Genomic DNA, 17,995 nt, shown 5'->3' with positions numbered 1-17,995 from the left:
TATGTCCTGATCCGGGTACCGTTGACGAAACTGAGTGGTCCGCCCGGACGCCTGAGCGCAGGGGCAAACGCGGAAAGGTTGCACAACCCCGGCGGGGGATGCAACATCTCCGGGTGACTTTCATCGTCACGACCAAACAATGGGCAAACCGCGGGAATGGGCCGGATCGACCCGGTGCGACCGCCCTGCCCCCGGAGCGGATGGACAGGTGGCAAGATGAATTCCCAGAACCAATTCGGCACGACCGCGCGACCCGCAGGCAAATCCATGCTGGCGTTCTGGCGCGACGTTTTTCTGATCGCGACGCTGGTGATCAGCGGTCTCTATGCAGGTGCCGGATTTCTGATGCCGCTGGCACTGGCGGCGCTGATCTTCGTGCTGATCACCGCGCTCAGCGACCGCATCACCGGCCTTCGGATCGGCGGCTGGCACCCCCCGCGCTGGCTGGGTTACCTGCTGGGGACGACGGCCGCGCTTCTGGGGTTGTTCGCGGTGACCTCGGTCCTCGCCGACCAGGCGTCGCAATTCGCCCGTGCCCTGCCCCAGTACGAGGCGCAGATGGACACGGCGCTTGGCCGCATCGCCGGCCTGCTCGGAGACGAGATCGTGTCGTTCATCCGCAAGAACTTCATCCAGATCGACATGTCGCGCCTCGCGGTCAGCGCCATTGGCGGCGCCGGTTCCTTTCTCAGCACCTTCTTTCTCATCTGCCTCTATGTCATGTTCATGATTGGTGAGCGGTCGGTTTTCGGGCTCAAGATCGAACGCGCCGCACGCGATCAGAAATTGCGCGACGAGATTCATGCGATCACCAACGCCATCAGCCTCAGCCTGCAGCGCTATGTCAGCGTCAAGTCCTTTGTCAGCGCGCTGACCGCGCTGCTCAGCTATGCGGTCTTCCGCTGGCTGGGGCTTGAATTTGCCGAGACCTGGGCGGTGCTGACATTTGCACTCAACTTCATTCCGTCGATCGGCTCTGTGCTGGCGGTGATCCTGCCCGCGCTCGTCGCGCTGGTTCAATTCGATACCGCCTCGCCGTTTCTCATCATCGCCCTTGGCTGCGGCACCCTGCAATTTCTGATCGGCAATTTCCTCGACCCCGCGCTCACCGGGCGTTCGCTGAACCTGTCGACCTTCATGGTGATCCTTGCGCTGACCTTCTGGACCGCGATCTGGGGGCTGCTGGGCGCGTTCATGAGCGTGCCCCTGACGGTCTGTCTGCTGATCGTGTTCGCACAGATTCCCGCGATGCGCCCGGTTGCGATCCTGATGTCCAAGGACGGGCAGCTGGCGAACGCCGCCGACACGCAGGACAAGGCCGCGCATGGGCATGGTCCCGAATGAGCGATCTGCCGGTTTCCGCGGCTGAACCGATCTTTGTCGGCGCACAGATCTACCGCGCATCCAGCTACGGGTCCAAACATCCGCTTGCCATCCCGCGCGTTCCTTCGGTTACGGAGCTCGGCAGGGCTCTGGGCTGGCTGCCACCGTCACGCTACCGCTCCAGTCCCCGGGCCAAGCCAGCGGCCCTGCGCCCCTTTCATACCGCCGAATACATCGCGGCCCTGCAAGCCGCCGAGCATAGCCAGCAGGTCAGCGACACCGTGCGCGCCCGCCACGGTCTGGGCACGCTTTCGAATCCCATCCACCCACACATGTTCCGGCGCCCCGCAACCTCGGTCGGAGGCGTGCTCTTTGGCGCCGCGCAGATCGCCAATGGCGGCGTCGCATATGTTCCGGGGGGCGGCACGCACCACGGAATGCCCGATCGCGCCAATGGATTCTGCTATCTCAACGACCCGGTTCTGGCGATCAAGGCATTGCAACGTCAGGGCCTGAACCGCATCGCCTATGTGGATATCGACGCGCATCATTGCGACGGAGTCGAAGCCGCATTTCACGGGGAAGAAACCGTCCGGCTGATTTCGGTCCATGAAGAGAAACGCTGGCCCTTCACCGGCGCGCTGGCGGATACGGCCGGCGGATCGGCCTTCAACCTGCCGGTGCCTCGCAATCTGAACGACACGGAATTCGAGCTGATCCTCGAACGATTCCTGTTGCCCGCCGTCGATCACTTTCGGCCCGATGCGGTGGTGTTGCAATGTGGCGCGGACGCGCTGCTTGAGGATCCGCTCGCGCGTCTTGCGCTGTCAAACACGAGCCATTGGAAAACCGTTGCCGCGCTGCGGGAACTTTCCCGCCGGTTTCTTGTGCTGGGTGGCGGTGGGTACAACCCCTGGTCGGTCGCCCGGTGCTGGACCGGGGTCTGGGCCACGCTTTGCGGCATCGAGATACCAGACGAGTTGCCTGGCGCCGCCCGCCGGATCCTCGAGAACCTGACATGGAACCGCCGCGCCGGATTTCTCCCGCCCACGCACTGGTACACGAGCCTGCGCGACGACCCCCGACATGGCGAAATACGCGACGACGTGCGCGACAGGGTGCAACATCTCAGAAACCGCCTGAGCGCAGAAGCAGCGGCCCCGACCCTGTCGGCATGATCCGGCACCCCGCCAAGGCTGCCGCCATTACCGACCGTGATCCAGGTGTTCGATGGCCAGCAAACGGTTGGTCACAGCGATGAGAAATGCCGTGCTCAACCCGAAACTCAGAAGTCCGGTCACCGCGGCGAAACTCCCCAGGATGCGCGCCTCGGGCCCAAGAACGACATCGCCATACCCAACGGTGGTGAACGTCACCAGCGAGAAATATACCGCCTCGTTCCAGCTCGGAAAAATCTCGAAAACAATCCAGATCGTCGACCAGATCCAGACCTCGATGGTGAGCGCGAAGATCAATACGCAGAGCGCAAACACCAGCATCACGGTGATTCGCATCGAAGGGGTGCGACGGCGGATGCGCCGTGATATCGTCTCGAGCGCCTGCTCACACAACGCGAGACAGCCCACATGGATGAGCAGGCAAAAGCCGAGTATCGCGCTTCCCCAAAAGATCTGCTGTAGGATCGTCATATCTGCGGGGTCCGTTTCTGCGTTGCGGGGCGCCCATGTCTCAGGTCGAACAGGGCTTGTGTCAATGGCTGACCTTCGTTTCGTTCCGGAACGCGACATCTTGGCCGCGTTCGCGTTCGGTGGTGGACACCGACGAAATCCGCACCATCATCACTGCGGAAATGAGGAAAACGACGCGTGCTGCTGACGGCCAGAGACATCATCAAACGATACCCGGGCGCAGATCCGGACCGTCCGGTTCTGAACGGGGTCTCACTCGAACTGGCGGCCGGAGAAACGCTGGCCCTGACCGGCGAGAGCGGGTGTGGCAAGAGCACGCTCCTGCATCTCGTGGGGGCCCTCGACGGGTTCGACGCGGGCGAAATCCATCTCGATGGCAAGGCATTGTCGGGCATGGACGACGCGGCGCGCGCAGAATTGCGCCGCGGGACCGTCGCGCTCGTGTTTCAGCAGTTCAACCTTATTCCATCGCTGACTGTCGCGCAGAACCTTGCGTTTCATGCCCGGCTTGCCGGTCGCGAGGACCCGGATCATGTCGCGTTCCTTGCCGGGCGGCTCGGGTTGAGCGATCACCTGAATCGTTATCCCGAGCAGCTGTCCGGCGGTCAGATGCAGCGTGTCGCGATCGGGCGCGCGCTCGCCTTGCGCCCCAAGCTGTTGCTGGCCGATGAACCAACCGGCAATCTCGACGAGCGCACCGGCGATCTGGTCTTCGAAATGATGGTGGACCTTGTACGGCAATCCGGCGCGGCCCTGTTTCTCGTGACCCATTCCAGCCGTATTGCCGACCGGCTCGACCGGCATCTGTCGCTGAGCCGCGGGCGTATTTCATGAAACGGACCGGCCTTTCCGCGCTGCTGTCGCATTGGCGCAGGCAGCCGCTGCAATTGCTGACACTGGTCTTCGGCCTCGCGCTTGCGACCGGGCTGTGGTCTGCGGTGCAGGCCATCAACGGACAGGCGCGGCTGAGTTATGCAGAAGCGGCGGAACAGCTTGGCGCGGGTCGCCTTGCCCATCTCAGCGCACCCACCGGTTTCATACCGCTCGCGCGGTATGTGGAATTGCGTCGCGCCGGCTGGCAGCTCAGCCCGGTGCTCGAAGGCAAGCTGCAACTGGGCGATACCGTGTTCCGGCTGCTCGGTGTCGACTCGCTCAGCTATCCCGTGCCACCGCGCCCGGTCTCAGACTCGGTCACTGTCCGGCCCGGCGATATCCTGACCGGCCCCGGTCGCCTGTTCCTCAATCCTGACAGTGCCGCCGGGCTCGATGGCGCAACGGCCCCCGCGCCGGTGATCGCGACACGGGATCTGCCAGTCGGGGTCGCGCTGACCGATATTTCCGTGGCGGAGCGGCTGCTGGAACGAACCGGAGAACTCAGTCGCCTGCTCGTCCTGCCCGATCAGCCTGTCGGCATCGCGCCCCTTGCGCAACTCGCGCCCGACCTCGTTCTGACGCAGCCGGACGGAGAAGCCGAGATCAGCCGCCTGACCGACAGCTTTCACCTCAACCTGACCGCTTTTGGACTGCTGTCTTTCGCGGTGGGCCTCTTCATCGTGCATGGAACCGTTGGTCTGGCATTCCAGCAACGGCGCGCGATGTTCCGGTCGCTGCGTGCACTCGGGATGCCGCTGGCGGTTCTGACGCAACTCCTTCTGATCGAACTCGTCCTGCTGGCTCTGTTCGCCGGGAGCCTTGGCCTGATCATCGGCTATACCATCGCCGCCGCGCTGCTTCCGGATGTGGCGGCCAGCCTGCGCGGCCTGTATGGCGCATCCGTCGCAGGCAGCCTGACCCTGCGCCCCGCGTGGGTCGCCAGCGGTCTCGCGATTGCCTTGCTCGGTGCGTTGATCGCCGGTGCTCAGGGGTTGTGGCACCTGCATCGTCTCCCCATCCTGCAGGCACCGGGTTTGCAAAGCTGGCGGCTAGGCTCCGCCACGCGCGACCGGGTGCAAGCCATGATGGGGATCGGCCTGATTGCCGCCGGCATCCTGACGCAATGGCTCGCACAGGGGCTGCTCGCCGGGTTCGCTCTGCTGGCCGGCCTGATGCTCGGTGCGGCGCTGCTGCTGCCCCCGATCCTTGGTCAGTTGCTTGGAAGGGTGGGAACCAGAGTACGGGACCCGGTCGCGCAATGGGTCTGGGCGGATTTGCGCAGCCACATGCCCGGCCTGTCGCTCGCTCTGATGGCGCTGCTTCTGGCGCTGGCGACCAATCTTGGCGTCGGGACGATGGTATCCAGCTTTCGCCTGACCTTTACCGGATGGCTCGATCAGCGTCTGGCCTCCGAACTCTATGTCACCGCCCGCTCGGACACCGAGGGCGAGGCGATTTCACGGTGGCTCATGCGCCGCAGCGAGGCCGTTCTGCCGCTTCGGAATGCCGATATTCGCCTCGCCGGTCTGCCGGGCCGGCTCTATGGCGTTGCCGATCATGCCACCTATCGCGATCACTGGCCGCTGATCCGGTCAGTACCCGATGTCTGGGACCGTCTGCACAACGAGCGCAGCGTGTTGATCAACGAGCAGCTTGCACGCCGCGAAAAGCTCTGGCCAGGCGACGACATCACCCTGTGCGAGGGCTGGAACGCGAAAATCGTCGGCGTCTATTCGGATTTCGGCAATCCAAATCCGCAGGCCATCGTGTCATTGCCCGCGCTGCTCGATCTGTTCCCTTCCATACCCAACCGGCAATTCGGCGTCCGGGTCGCGCCCGAGCGTGTGGCCGGTCTTGCCGAAGAGTTGCGCATGGCCTTCGATCTCCCAGCCTCGGCGATCATCGATCAATCGACCATCAAGGCCCGCTCGCTCGCGGTGTTTGAAAAGACGTTCGTGGTGACCGGCGCGCTCAATATCCTGACCCTTGGTGTTGCCAGCTTTGCCATCCTGACATCGTTGCTGACCCTGTGGACCCTGCGCCTGCCGCAGCTTGCGCCGGTCTGGGCGCTTGGCCTGACCCGCAGGCGGCTCGCCCGGCTCGAAATTCTGCGCAGTGTCGCCCTCACCGCGATGACCGCCTGTCTGGCGTTGCCGCTCGGGCTGGTGCTGGCCTGGGTTCTGCTCGCAATCATCAACGTCGAAGCCTTTGGCTGGCGCCTGCCGATGTACCTGTTCCCGCTCGACTGGGCGCGCCTGGCGTTGCTTGCGCTGCTCGCCGGCGCCGTCGCGGCGATCATCCCCGCGCGGCGTCTGCGCAGCACGCCGCCCGCCGATTTGCTCAGGGTTTTCAGTAATGAACGTTAGGATCTGCATCCTGCTGCTGCTGATGCTGCTTGGCCGTGCGGCATGCGCGCAGGGCTTTGCCGGGCTTGGCACCGACGCCGAAGACTTCGCCGCGCCGCAACGCGGCGTAGCGCTTGAATTTCCCGCCGATCACGGCCCCCATCCCGCGTTTCGGATCGAATGGTGGTATCTGACCTCGACACTGAGCGGTGACGATGGCCGCGAATACGGCATCCAATGGACGCTGTTCCGTTCGGCCCTGGCACCACGAGAGGAGGAAGGCTGGCAATCACCACAATTGTGGATGGGCCATTCCGCCGTCACCAGTGAAACCAGCCACCTGTTCGATGAACGCATTGCCCGTGGCGGGATCGGTCAGGCCGGTGTTATCGCCGCACCCTTCTCGGCATGGATCGACGATTGGGAAATGACCGGTCAGCCGGACTCCGGGCTGTCCGAACTGCGGCTTGTCGCCCGTGGCAAGGATTTTCGCTACGATCTGCAACTGCGCGCGGATGGCCCGCTGGTACTGCATGGCGAGGGCGGATTTTCAACCAAGAGCGAAGACGGGCGGGCCAGCTATTATTATTCCCAACCGGCCTACGCAGTGAGCGGAATGCTGCATTTGCCGCAGGGGCCTGTGCGTGTCACGGGTCAGGGCTGGCTGGATCGCGAATGGTCCTCGCAACCGCTGGCAGAGGATCAGAGCGGCTGGGACTGGTTCTCGCTCTCCTTTGACAGTGGCGCGCGGATGATGGGATTCCGGTTGCGCGATGGCGGGCCGGGATACACCTCGGCGACATGGATCGCTCCGGACGGATCAAGTCGCACATTGCCGAACGGCGCGCTTGGCGTCGAACCGGCAGAGACCAGCGCCGTTGAAGGCCGGACCGTGCCGACGACATGGCGGGTGACCCTGCCCGATCAGCAGCTCGATGTGACGGTCACCGCGCTGAACCCGCAAAGCTGGATGGGCACATCGTTCCCCTATTGGGAAGGCCCGGTCAGCGTGACCGGCAGCCACACCGGTCGCGGATACCTTGAAATGACGGGCTATGACTGAAGATCGGCGAGGCGGCGCTCGAGCCTTGTCATAAGGAAGTCGAGATCGCGGATCGTGCCAGCGGACAGGGGTTTGCCCGGACGTCGCACCGTGTCATGGGCGATCGCCCCACGCTTTGCCAGGATATACTTGCGGACGGCCAGACCCAGCCCCGGCTGGCTTTCATATCGAATGACCGGCAAGTAGGCATCAAAGATATCCTGCGCCCGCTCGGCGTCGCCGGCATCCTGCGCGGCAACAACACCGGCCATCATTTCCGGATAGGCAAAGCCGGTCATCGCCCCATCGGCACCCCGCCGCATCTCTTCGGGCAGAAACTGACCGCCATTGCCGCACAGGATCGAAATGCGCCGAGCACCGGCGTCAGAGGCCGCGCGCAGAGCGCCGATCTTGTCGAGCCCCGGCCAGTCTTCGTGCTTGAGCATCACGCAGTTGGGACAGTCTTCGACAATCTTCAGGACGGTCTCTGCGGAAATGACAACATTCGTGACCAGCGGGAAATCCTGAAGGACAAACGGGATGTCGCCCAGGGTGTCGGCAACGTCACGATAATAGCCGAGGATTTGCGCATCGGTTCTGAGTGTCCAGGGCGGTGCCACCATCACCCCGACAGCGCCGATCTCCATCGATCGTTCTGCCAGATACCTGATCGCGGCCAGTCCGGGTGCCGAGACTCCGACGATCACTGGCAGGCGGGTGCGCGCCACCACATGCCGGATCACGGCTTCGGACTCCGCCGCCGACAGCTTGCCGGCCTCGCCCATGATCCCGAGGATCGTCAGCCCGGTTGCACCTTTTTCGACATAGAAATCCACCATCCGGTCAATGCTGGCGAGATCAAGCGTGCCATCCGGCAGAAAGGGGGTCACGGCGATCGTAAAGACGCCTCTTGCGGTTTCGTCCAGCCGGTTCATCTCATATCCCGTAATTTGCGGTTGCCGATCTGCCGGAACGCTAGTGTCGGGAAACCGGAATTGGAACCGGAAAACGCAAACCATCCGCCCTGTCGTATTGATTTGCCCGCTTGTCCGACGATGGGGTTGCTCTCGCGAAAGGCAGCGTTGTTGGTGGTGCGGTCGTGTCGTGTTAACCATTTCGTAAACACTGAACGCATAATAATCACGTATTGTTGCACATTGTTTCCAGTTTTGCGATTGGATGAGAGCATGAAAGCACCCCCGGCCAATCAGACCCGCGCCAGCCCCACCGGGGCGCAACACTGCTATGACAGCAACGATATTGCCGAGGCCTTTGCGCGGGCCGGCGCACCGGCGCCACATGTGATATGGCAGCCCCACGCGGGCATCGTCCTGTGCCGTTCCACGACCACGTTCCACCTCGCCTGCGATCAGATTGCCCAAAACAGCGGTTCGATCGCAATGGAGGATCTTGATCTTGCCTATTTCGGTTCGATGAAAGACTGGCTGGCGGTGCTCGAGCCGATCGCCGATGATCGCGGTTTTCGGTATACGCATTTCGGCCGGGAAATCGCCCGGACCTATGGTCAGGATATGACCGGCAAGACAACCAATGATTTTCCCGATCACATCAGGCAGTTTTACAATGCCATCTTCAAGGATGTCAGTGAACGCAAAGAGCGTGTGCTGACTGTTCACCAGCCGCCGGATCAGGTGTTTGCAACGGTGTGGCGCAGGTTGATCGTTCCGCTCATCGACCGTTCCGGCAAGGCCGCGCAAATCCTGGCCTTCAACTATCCCGATAACGAATTACGCGCCGGGCTCGAGATTCTACCGGCACCGGTGCTGATCGTGGATGCGCAGCACATCGTTCGCCATGCCAACAAGTCTGCGCGCCAGAATTTCGACGCTGGCCATTACGGTCCCTGGACGCGGTCGGTCTTCGACTATGCCGGTCTCGATCTCGAGATCCGCGAGCGCCCGGAAGACATCCTTGCAGGTGGCATCACGCAGACCAGCATCTGCCGCCATCTCCGCCATCTCCGGATCGGCCAGTACCACGCCACGATCAGCGCCGCGCCTTACAAGGGCACGGTGTTCTACGTCGTTCTGCTACAGCCCGTACATTAGCCGCGTTCGCACCGGATCATCGCACCACGTAGACCGAGCATTGCGAGTGGTTCACGATCCGCGAGGCATTTGGTCCAAGCAAAAAGTCCTTCACGTCGGGCTTGCTCGCGCCGATGACGATCAGGTCGGTGCCCGCCTTTTCCGCGACCGACAGGATTTCCTTGTAGGCCGAGCCGGTTGCAACGACATGACGCACCGAGCGGTTGCGCTCTTCCCCGAGTGTCGCGACACACAGCTCGCGCAGATGTTTGTCGGCTTCCTCTTCGGCCTTCTCGTGAAACCCCGGATCGAAATAACCCGACACCAGGCTGGTACCGAAATCCGGCACAACGGTGATCACGTCAAGCTGGGCATCGTGCAGTCCGGCAATCAGTGCCGCCTCTTGCAATACCGCGCGATCGGTGTCGCCGTCGCTGACATCGACGGCGCAAAGAACGGATTTCGTCATGCGGGAACTCCTTGTTTGGACGCGCGTGCCCGCTGAGCGAAGGCGAGCAAGCCAAGCAGGATGAGCGCCGGGATAAAGATCAACTCCTTGGGCATCTGGTCCGCGGGCACCTGCACCTTGGACAGTTGCACCGGCGCGTCGGCATAGAAATCGAAGCTGCTCAGATCCGAAGACACAGGCGTGCCGAACATGGGTTCCTCAAGCCGGGCGATACCGTCTTCTTCCAACACGATCAGCCCCATCGCATCCAGCCGCTCCTGACCGCTGGCTTCCGGCCCGACCACCAGCAACAGCGTGGTGTCCTTCATCTCACCGGTATCGAAATCCGGCCCGCTGACAACCACGCGCAGCTCACGCCCTTCGGCGGCGGTATCGAGCCGTTCGACCAGCGCGGTGGGTTCGATCTGCTGATACGGCGGTTGCAGGCGGTTCATGAAGAAGTCGGGACGGAACAGCGCAAAGGCAATGAGAACCAACGCGACGCTTTCATAGATGCGGTTCTTGGTCACGAACCAGCCCATGGTGCCGGCGGTGAACACGAGGATCGCGATCGTTGCCGTCACCGCGACCATTATCCCCTGGACCCATCCGACATCGATCAGCAGCAGATCGGTATTGAAGATGAACACGAAAGGCAGCGCGACGGTACGCAGGCTGTAGAAGAAGGCAATAAAGCCTGTCTTGATCGCGTCGCCACCGGACACCGCCGCCGCGGCAAAGCTGGCAAGGCCCACGGGCGGCGTCACATCTGCCATGATTCCGAAATAGAACACGAACAGGTGCACCGCGATCAACGGCACGATCAGGCCCGATTGCGCGCCCAGTTCGACCACAACCCCGGCCATCAGCGAGCTGACGACGATATAGTTTGCGGTCGTCGGAAGCCCCATGCCCAGGATCAGCGACAGCAATCCCACCATGATCAGCATCAGGATCAGATTGCCCCCCGACAGGAACTCGACCAGGTCGGCCATCACCTGCCCCACCCCGGTCAGCGTGACGGTGCCGACAATCACGCCAGCGGTCGCGGTTGCAAGTGCGATGCCGATCATGTTGCGCGCGCCGTCGATCAGACCCTGCCAGAGGTCGCCAACGCCGCTCATGAAGGTTTGGGCCATATCGCTCTGGCCGCGGAAAATCGCCTTGAGCGGTTTCTGCGTCAGCAGGATCACGAACAGCAGCGCGGTCGCCCAGAAGGCCGAAAGCCCCGGCGATTTCTGTTCGATCATCAGGAAGTAGACAAGCACGATGATCGGCAGCAGGTAATAGAGCCCCGCGCGGTAGATCTCGGCCACCACCGGCAGTTCGACATCCTCGGCGTTCGGATCGTCCGGCACCAGATCGTCAGTGCCAGCCGCCAACCACAACAGCGCGACATAGGCGGCGAAAACCAGAAGCGACAGGGTCAGCCCCGACGCATTCGGCATCAGGGCGATGATGGCCTTGACCGGGTATTGAACCCCGTAGCACAGCAGCGCAAAGCCGACAAAGAACAGCGCCATGCCGCCAATGGTCTTGCCCATCGACACCGTCCGGTTGCCCAGCGTCGGCATGTTTCGCTTCACCGCTTCGAGATGCACGATGTAAACCAGAGCAATGTAGGAAATCGCCGCAGGCAGAAACGCGTGGGTGATCACCTCGACATAGGAAATGCCGACATATTCCACCATCAGAAACGCGGCTGCGCCCATGACGGGCGGCATGATCTGGCCGTTGACCGAGCTTGCGACCTCGACCGACCCGGCCTGTTCGCTGCTGAACCCGACGCGCTTCATCAGCGGAATGGTGAAGGTTCCGGTCGTCACCACGTTTGCGATGGACGAGCCCGAAATCAGGCCGGTCGCCGCCGAACCGACAACCGCGGCCTTGGCCGGACCACCGCGCAGGTGTCCAAGCGCGCCGAATGCCATCTTGATGAAATAATTGCCCGCCCCGGCCTTGTCGAGCAGCGCCCCGAAGAGCACGAAAAGGAACACGAATTTGGTTGATACCCCGAGCGCAATGCCGAACACCCCCTCGGAGGTGATCCACATGTGGCTCATCGCCTTTTGCAGGCTTGCGCCCTTCCAGCGGATGACATCGGGTACCCATTCGGACGATCCGAAGAAGACGTAGAGCAGAAAGATCGAGGCGATGATGGCCATGGCCGGGCCAAGCGCGCGGCGCGCGCCTTCGAACAGGAGCAGCAGACCGATCAGCGAGACCCACTTGTCCGTATCATCCGCGAGGCCGCCGGACCTGACGATCTTATCGTAAAAGAAATATCCGTACATGGCGATGAATGCGCCAAGCACGCCCATGATCCAGTCCTGAATCGGGATATAGTTCCGGGGCGAAGATTTCAGTGCAGGATAGGCCATGAAAGCCAGGAAAAGACCAAAGGCCAGGTGGATCGAGCGATCATTGTTGATGATCGCGCCGGGCAGCACCAGGTTGGACACCGGAGAGGCCAGCACGACCTGAAACAGCGACCAGATCACCGCGACGATCGCAAGGAAGGTGCCGACGGAACCGGCGGGGTTGCGTGCGCCCGAATCGCTGGACGATACCAGATCCTGCAACTCTTCTTCGCTCAGAGGGCCTTTGCCCGGCGTGTCTTGGGCCATCAATCACTCTCCCTGATCATCGCATTCCTGCGTTCTTATTCTTCGGAAAATAGGAAAACCGGGGGCGGTCTGCCGCCCCCGATATTCAGGCGGGATTATTCGATCCAGCCCTGTTCCCTGTAATACTTGGCCGCGCCGTCATGCAGCGGAGCCGACAGGCCGGCAGTCGCCATTTCCTCGGGCTTGAGGTTGGCAAAGGCCGGGTGCAGTTTCTTGAAGTCGTCGAAATTCTCGAAGACCGAGGACACGACCGCATAAACCGCGTCATCGGACACATCCGCCGAGCTCACGAGGGTTGCACCGACACCAAAGGTGGTCACATCCTCATCCGTGCCGCGATACATGCCACCCGGAATCGTCGCCGTCCGGTAATAGCTGTTTTCAGAGATCAGCTTGTCGATGGCTTCGCCGGTCACGTTGACCACGACGCTGTCACAGGCGGTGGTTGCCTCCTGGATCGTGCCCGAGGGGTGGCCCACGGTAAAGACGATCGCATCGACCTGGTTGTCACAGAGCGCGGCGGATTGCTCGGCCGGTTTCAGTTCGGCGGCAAGCGCGAAATCATCCGTTGTCCAGCCCTTCTCGGCCATCACGATCTCGAACGTGCCGCGGGCGCCGGAACCGGGGTTGCCCAGGTTGACGCGCTTGCCCTTGAGGTCATCGAAGGTCTTGATGCCGCTGTCGCTGCGCGCGACGACGGTGAACGGCTCGGGGTGGATCGAGAACACCGCCCGCAGGTTTTCAAACGGTCCATCCGCTTCGAAATTGTCCGACGTGCCGTTATATGCATGGAATTGCCAGTCGGACTGGGCGACACCGAATTCAAGCTCGCCAGCGCGAATGGTTTTGATGTTGTAAACCGAACCGCCGGTCGATTCGACCGAGCAGCGAATGCCATGCTCTTTGCGGTCCTTGTTGACAAGACGGCAGATCGCGCCGCCCGTCGGATAGTAAACCCCGGTCACGCCGCCCGTGCCGATGGTGATGAATTCCTCGGCCATGGCCGCCGGGGCCATGAATGCCGCAGTGACCAACGCGCCCAGCGTCAGCTTTGATTGATATTTCATCCAGTTTCTCCCGTCTCACAATTCTTGGTCAGATGAAGGTAAAGGCGTAGGTGGTTCGTGTAACGGCGACAATAAACTTGCCTGATTTTCTCAATCTATCAGCTATTTAAACGTCACCCTGTCACCTCCCCCGAAGTCTTGGAGCGTTCCACCGGTCTTCCCAGTTGTCAAGTGCGCCTCTCGTCGGCAGAGGCGAAGTTTTCTCTGCCGGATCGCTTGTGCAGGCGATTTCATTGCTCGCAAGTGCATCTATCGCCCCGCTATTTTTCGGATTTGGACAGTTCGGCGAGAATCTCCTGTCCATGTTCACCGCGCGCCGGAACCGGCGGCGCAGACCAGTCCGTGCGCCCGGAGAATCGCGGTGCCGGCGCGGCCTGCAACCCGCCTTCGCAATCGACCCATGTGCGGCGGGCCGTGTTCATCGGATGACGCGATGCCTGTTCGGGCGTCAGCACCGGCGCTACGCAAGCATCGGAGCCATCGAACACCGCCTGCCACTCTGCCTGGGAGCGCCCAGCGAACAGTGTCTCCAACCGTTGCGACAAATGTGGCCACGTTGCCGGGTCGAACTGGGCTGCAAATTCCACATCGTCCGCGAGCCCCAGACGATCCAGAAATATCGCATAGAATTTCGGTTCCAGGCACTGAACACTCATGAACCGGCCATCCGCCGTCTTGTAGGTGCGGCTCCAATGCGGGCCATCGAGCAGGCTTTGTCCCCTCTCCGAGCGGAACCCGCCGGATTGCGCCAGCGTCATCAAGAGGTTCATCATGTTGGCCGCCCCGTCATAGATCGCGGCGTCCACGACCGTGCCGCGACCGCTCGTGCGCGCGCTCAGGATGCCCGCGAGAATACCGACTACGAGGTAGAGCGCCCCGCCGCCGATATCCCCGACCAGCGTGGGTGGCGCGATGGGCGGTTGCCCCGCCGGTGACGCATGCCACAGCGCCCCGGCCAGACCGATATAATTCATGTCGTGCCCGGCCCGATCGGACAGAGGCCCGTCCTGCCCCCAACCTGTCATGCGCCCGTAGACCAGCGCCGGATTTCTGGCGTGACAGATTTCCGGTCCCAGCCCCAGCCGTTCCATCACGCCGGGGCGAAACCCCTCGATCAGAGCATCGGCCGTGGCGATCAGCGCAAGCGCCGTGTCCCGGTCTTGCGGCGATTTGAGGTCAAGCGCGATGGACCGCTTTCCGCGATCGAGGATCGGACGGTCGGGCATGCCGGGTGCCTGCGCCCCCAAGGCGCGGTGCACGACGATGACATCCGCGCCCAGATCCGCCAGCATCATCCCGGCGAAAGGTCCGGGCCCAAGCCCCTCGATCTCGATGATGCGAATTCCGTTCAACATGGTGTCACGCCCCGCCTGCCGCACTTTTATTGACCCTGCCAGATCAACCGCCTGCATGCACCGGTCAATTTCGCGAAAGCTCCACATAACCGGAACAGATCGGCACACAGGTTGCAAAAGGTAAGGAAAACACTACATTGCGCCGCCCTGTTCACTTCGCTAACGTTCAAGTGCCAAATGTGATTTTTTTCCGCACATGGTTGCGAGTGTTTTGACAAGCAATTGAAATTCAGTGTTTTTGGTCAGGCCGCGACCGGTTGCCGAGGTAATTGGACATGTTCACGCGCATTCTACGGAAAGTCTCGTGCGCTTCTGCGTCCCGAACCCCTTGCAGCATGCTCGTCATCATCCTTTCGCTGACCGCTCTGCCCCAGGCCGCGTCATCGGCCGGGGATTACCCCTATGATGCGACCGCCGACACGGTTTTCGACATCATTCGCGACAGTGACCCGAGCACGTTTCTCTGCCTGGCCTATGAAGGCCGTACAATCCGCCAGATGTGGGACAAGCGGCTGGACGACGAATCCGATCTGGAGGTGTTTCATTTCACTGCCCATTTCAGCGACATGCCGGCAATCGACATCATCCTGAACCCCGAGTTCGAGACCCCCGAAGCCGCCCGCCGCGAAGCGCAGAAATATACGCGCAGGCTGGGTCAGGTGCCGCTCGTGTTCCGCCACGGCATTCGCCAGTTGGGAATTCACGCGGGCGATCGCGGATTTCACGCCGGAACCGGCAAGGTGTTCGTCTATGCGCAGATGGCCGAGCGTCGCATTGCGGAAAATCATCTGCAAGAATCGCTGCTGCACGAAGGGGTTCATGCCACGCTCGATGCAGAATACCGACTGTCACCCGAGTGGATCGCGGCACAGCAGAGCGATGGACGTTTCCTGACCCGATACGCCGCGCACCGGCCGGACCGCGAGGATCTCGCGGAAACCGCCTTGTTCGCATATTCGTTGCTGCGTCATCCCGGCCGCATCCCACCTGCCGACAGCGCCGTCATCGCCCGGACAACTCCGGCTCGCATCGCCGTGATCGAGAGAATTCTGGAAATACCGCTCGATATTCCACCACCGACACCGCCGCCGGAAGGATGCGAATAGAGAATACCAGTTTCGATATCTATTTTACCCGACCATACAGTCAGAAAACCGATTTTTCGCCAATTTCAATTTACCAGGAGATTATCATGACGCGTACAATTTCACAGATAGACACCCCGGGCGGGCAGGATGAACTGCGCCGCGACGACTATTTCCCGACGCTGGTCTATTCGACCAAGCTTCATGACGCGGAGTCGATGAACAAGGAAATCCTTGCCGCGATACTGGCCGAGCGCGACAAGGACTCAAAAGGTATCGAGCGGTCGAACTATCGCTCGCTCGGGGGCTGGCACAGCCATAACAATCTGCACAAGGATCCCAAGTTCGGCCGCCTGACCAAGCGCGTCAATACCATGCTGGCCGGCATCAGCGAAAACCTCGGATACGATACCAAGCGCGAACTCAAGGTCTCGACCATGTGGTCGATCACCAACCCGCCGCTGAGCTCGAACCGCGCCCATATTCACCCCGGCGCATTGTGGAGCGGAGTCTATTATGTGCAGGCGCCCGAAGGCGCGGGCGCAATCGATTTCGTCGATCCCCGCGTGGTGACGATCATGAACAGCCCCGTCTACATTCCCAAGAAACGCCGCAAGACCGAGTGCTGGACCAAGGTCAAGGTCAAGCCGGTCGCCGGCAAGATGCTGTTCTTTCCAAGCTGGCTCTATCACGCGGTTGAGCCGAACCTGGCACAGGGTGATGGCCCGGAAGCCGAGCGGATCATCATCAGCTTCAACGTCAACCAGGTCAAGATACCCGGCAAGTAATATCCGTTCTCCATAGACGGCAAACGGCCCCGGAACCGTCCGGGGCCGTTTTGTTGTTGCGATGCAAACAGTTCAGGAAACACCATCACGGCGCATCGCAATACCCGCTGCTATCTGGTCAACGCCATCAATCGCCGGTTGGCAATCTGTGAGAGCGCCACGGTGGATTTCGCGATGCTCAGCAGCACCACAACCGGCGCCACCGAGAACAACGAGGTCGAGACCAGCGAATCCGACAGGGTGATCGACATCTTCTGAAAACCCGCTGCGATCGGAAATGCGTATGAGGCAAAGATGATCAGGAACGCGATTCCCATGCCAAGGTCCTGGGTCATCCGAAATCGCGCATGGGTCTCGCGTACCTTGCCCTGCATGTCGCCATAACGGCGCAGCCGGTCGCGCAGGACTTCTTTTTTCGCCTGTCGCAAAGCCACCGGAGCGAGATGATCGTTCGATGCGCGAAACGAAAGAAAGGTCTTTTCAAGGCGTGTTTCGGCACGGTCATACGCCACGCCAAGCGCCCGCAGAATACCTCTGTCACCGATGGTCAACGTCACGATGATCAGCGCGACAATCACCCCGATAACAACCAGCGGCGAGATGAAATAGACAAAACACAGCAACAGCAGAAAGCCGAAAATCACGGCTTCTTCTTCGCGTTTGCGATCGTTCTCGCGCAGGATGGATGTGACGTTGTTGACCGTGAGCGGGGCGTGCTCGGCAGGACGATACTCGAACTGGAACTGCTCGCGCACGCGAATGAGCCCCTCTTCGCTCAGTGTCTTGCAGCGCGCCCGCAACCCCACCGCAATCAATCCGATCCCCGCCGCCAGGGCAAAGATCAGCAGGAAGGGCTCGATGGCACGAATTTCGACCCCGCGACGCACCGCGTAGAACAGAACGATGATCGACATCACCGACAGGATCTTCGAGATCAGCCGGTAGGCTTTCATCTCGCGCTGCTCGCTGTGCAACAGCGCATTCAGCCGTTTGGTCAGCCCCGGAATGTCGGTGACGTTGCCCAGCACGACTCCGCGCAACTCGATGATGGAACAGGTCGTTTCGCGATCCGGCACGGGAAACCGGTGCACCGTTCGCCAGGTCCCGGACGCCGGGTGCCAGCGTGCCAGTTCGCCCTGCCCGTCCCGACGCAGCAGCCTGAGCGCATAGCCGGCGCGTGGTGCCTCCGCCGGATCGTCAGTGACGGTCCACTGCGCCGCCGTGATGCTGCTGCCCCTCGGGTCCGAAAAGAACACATCGACCGGCAAGGGTGCCAGTTCGGGCGGCACGGTCGCCTCGCGATAGGGCCAGATGTCACCGAGAATGGGATAGGGTATGCTCATCT

Annotated in this window: 15 protein-coding genes; 8 read left to right on the top strand and 7 right to left on the bottom strand. The window is 61.6% G+C overall.

The genetic code is table 11. The features are described from left to right. Positions 1 to 216: 216 nt before the first annotated feature. Both AB9K34_RS04180 and AB9K34_RS04175 read left to right on the top strand, forming a co-directional pair. Positions 217 to 1,344 carry an AI-2E family transporter gene (locus AB9K34_RS04180; protein WP_369953178.1) on the top strand — a complete coding sequence of 376 codons (1,128 nt, stop codon included), beginning with the start codon at positions 217 to 219 and terminating at the stop codon, positions 1,342 to 1,344. Next, positions 1,341 to 2,501, top strand: a complete 1,161-nt coding sequence (locus AB9K34_RS04175) for an acetoin utilization protein AcuC (protein ID WP_369953177.1) — start codon at positions 1,341 to 1,343, stop codon at positions 2,499 to 2,501. Before AB9K34_RS04180 ends, AB9K34_RS04175 begins: the two co-directional genes overlap by 4 nt. 27 nt (positions 2,502 to 2,528) lie before the next feature. On the opposite strand, the gene AB9K34_RS04170 is transcribed toward AB9K34_RS04175, so the two are convergent. Beyond that, on the bottom strand, positions 2,529 to 2,972 hold the full coding sequence (locus AB9K34_RS04170) for an ion channel (RefSeq protein WP_369953176.1): 444 nt from the start codon (positions 2,970 to 2,972) through the stop codon (positions 2,529 to 2,531). A 177-nt stretch (positions 2,973 to 3,149) separates the two neighbouring features. On the opposite strand from AB9K34_RS04170, the gene AB9K34_RS04165 reads away from it, so the two are divergent. The 3 genes from AB9K34_RS04165 to AB9K34_RS04155 are packed head-to-tail and all read left to right on the top strand — an operon-like array spanning position 3,150 to position 7,253. Next, the gene (locus AB9K34_RS04165; protein WP_369953175.1) at positions 3,150 to 3,806 is read left to right on the top strand and encodes an ABC transporter ATP-binding protein; all 657 of its coding nucleotides are present in this window, start codon (positions 3,150 to 3,152) and stop codon (positions 3,804 to 3,806) included. Continuing rightward, positions 3,803 to 6,211 carry an FtsX-like permease family protein gene (locus tag AB9K34_RS04160; RefSeq protein WP_369953174.1) on the top strand — a complete coding sequence of 803 codons (2,409 nt, stop codon included), beginning with the start codon at positions 3,803 to 3,805 and terminating at the stop codon, positions 6,209 to 6,211. The genes AB9K34_RS04165 and AB9K34_RS04160 overlap by 4 nt, the downstream gene beginning before the upstream one ends. Beyond that, positions 6,201 to 7,253 carry a lipocalin-like domain-containing protein gene (locus AB9K34_RS04155; RefSeq protein ID WP_369953173.1) on the top strand — a complete coding sequence of 351 codons (1,053 nt, stop codon included), beginning with the start codon at positions 6,201 to 6,203 and terminating at the stop codon, positions 7,251 to 7,253. The genes AB9K34_RS04160 and AB9K34_RS04155 overlap by 11 nt, the downstream gene beginning before the upstream one ends. Here the strand turns inward: AB9K34_RS04155 and AB9K34_RS04150 are convergent. Beyond that, positions 7,244 to 8,167 (bottom strand): dihydrodipicolinate synthase family protein, encoded by a 924-nt coding sequence (locus tag AB9K34_RS04150; protein ID WP_369953172.1) that lies wholly within the window; start codon positions 8,165 to 8,167, stop codon positions 7,244 to 7,246. The genes AB9K34_RS04155 and AB9K34_RS04150 overlap by 10 nt on opposite strands. Before the next feature lie 252 nt (positions 8,168 to 8,419). Between AB9K34_RS04150 and AB9K34_RS04145 the strand changes: the two genes are divergently transcribed. Then, on the top strand, positions 8,420 to 9,301 hold the full coding sequence (locus tag AB9K34_RS04145) for a hypothetical protein (RefSeq protein ID WP_369953171.1): 882 nt from the start codon (positions 8,420 to 8,422) through the stop codon (positions 9,299 to 9,301). 16 nt (positions 9,302 to 9,317) lie between these two features. Here AB9K34_RS04145 and AB9K34_RS04140 read toward each other — a convergent pair whose 3' ends face one another. The 4 genes from AB9K34_RS04140 to AB9K34_RS04125 form a co-directional block, all read right to left on the bottom strand. Next, positions 9,318 to 9,749, bottom strand: a complete 432-nt coding sequence (locus AB9K34_RS04140) for a universal stress protein (protein WP_369953170.1) — start codon at positions 9,747 to 9,749, stop codon at positions 9,318 to 9,320. Beyond that, entirely contained in the window at positions 9,746 to 12,355 is a 2,610-nt protein-coding gene (locus AB9K34_RS04135; RefSeq protein ID WP_369953169.1) for a TRAP transporter permease, read from the bottom strand. Before AB9K34_RS04135 ends, AB9K34_RS04140 begins: the two co-directional genes overlap by 4 nt. Before the next feature lie 95 nt (positions 12,356 to 12,450). Then, the gene (locus AB9K34_RS04130) at positions 12,451 to 13,422 is read right to left on the bottom strand and encodes a TAXI family TRAP transporter solute-binding subunit (RefSeq protein WP_369953168.1); all 972 of its coding nucleotides are present in this window, start codon (positions 13,420 to 13,422) and stop codon (positions 12,451 to 12,453) included. Positions 13,423 to 13,682: 260 nt separating this feature from the next. Next, complete coding sequence (locus tag AB9K34_RS04125) at positions 13,683 to 14,777, bottom strand: CaiB/BaiF CoA transferase family protein (protein ID WP_369953167.1); 1,095 nt, start codon at positions 14,775 to 14,777, stop codon at positions 13,683 to 13,685. 335 nt (positions 14,778 to 15,112) lie between these two features. On the opposite strand from AB9K34_RS04125, the gene AB9K34_RS04120 reads away from it, so the two are divergent. Further along, complete coding sequence (locus AB9K34_RS04120) at positions 15,113 to 15,883, top strand: hypothetical protein (protein WP_369953166.1); 771 nt, start codon at positions 15,113 to 15,115, stop codon at positions 15,881 to 15,883. Positions 15,884 to 15,969: 86 nt separating this feature from the next. Continuing rightward, positions 15,970 to 16,650, top strand: a complete 681-nt coding sequence (locus AB9K34_RS04115) for a TIGR02466 family protein (RefSeq protein WP_369953165.1) — start codon at positions 15,970 to 15,972, stop codon at positions 16,648 to 16,650. 110 nt (positions 16,651 to 16,760) lie between these two features. Here AB9K34_RS04115 and AB9K34_RS04110 read toward each other — a convergent pair whose 3' ends face one another. Then, complete coding sequence (locus tag AB9K34_RS04110; protein WP_369953164.1) at positions 16,761 to 17,993, bottom strand: hypothetical protein; 1,233 nt, start codon at positions 17,991 to 17,993, stop codon at positions 16,761 to 16,763. Positions 17,994 to 17,995: the final 2 nt, after the last annotated feature.

Source organism: Sedimentitalea sp. XS_ASV28 (assembly GCF_041224545.1).
In the GTDB taxonomy this organism is placed as follows: Bacteria; Pseudomonadota; Alphaproteobacteria; order Rhodobacterales; family Rhodobacteraceae; genus Sedimentitalea.
The sequence above is the reverse complement of the archived record's forward strand: the minus strand, read 5'-3'. Positions and strand labels throughout refer to the sequence as shown.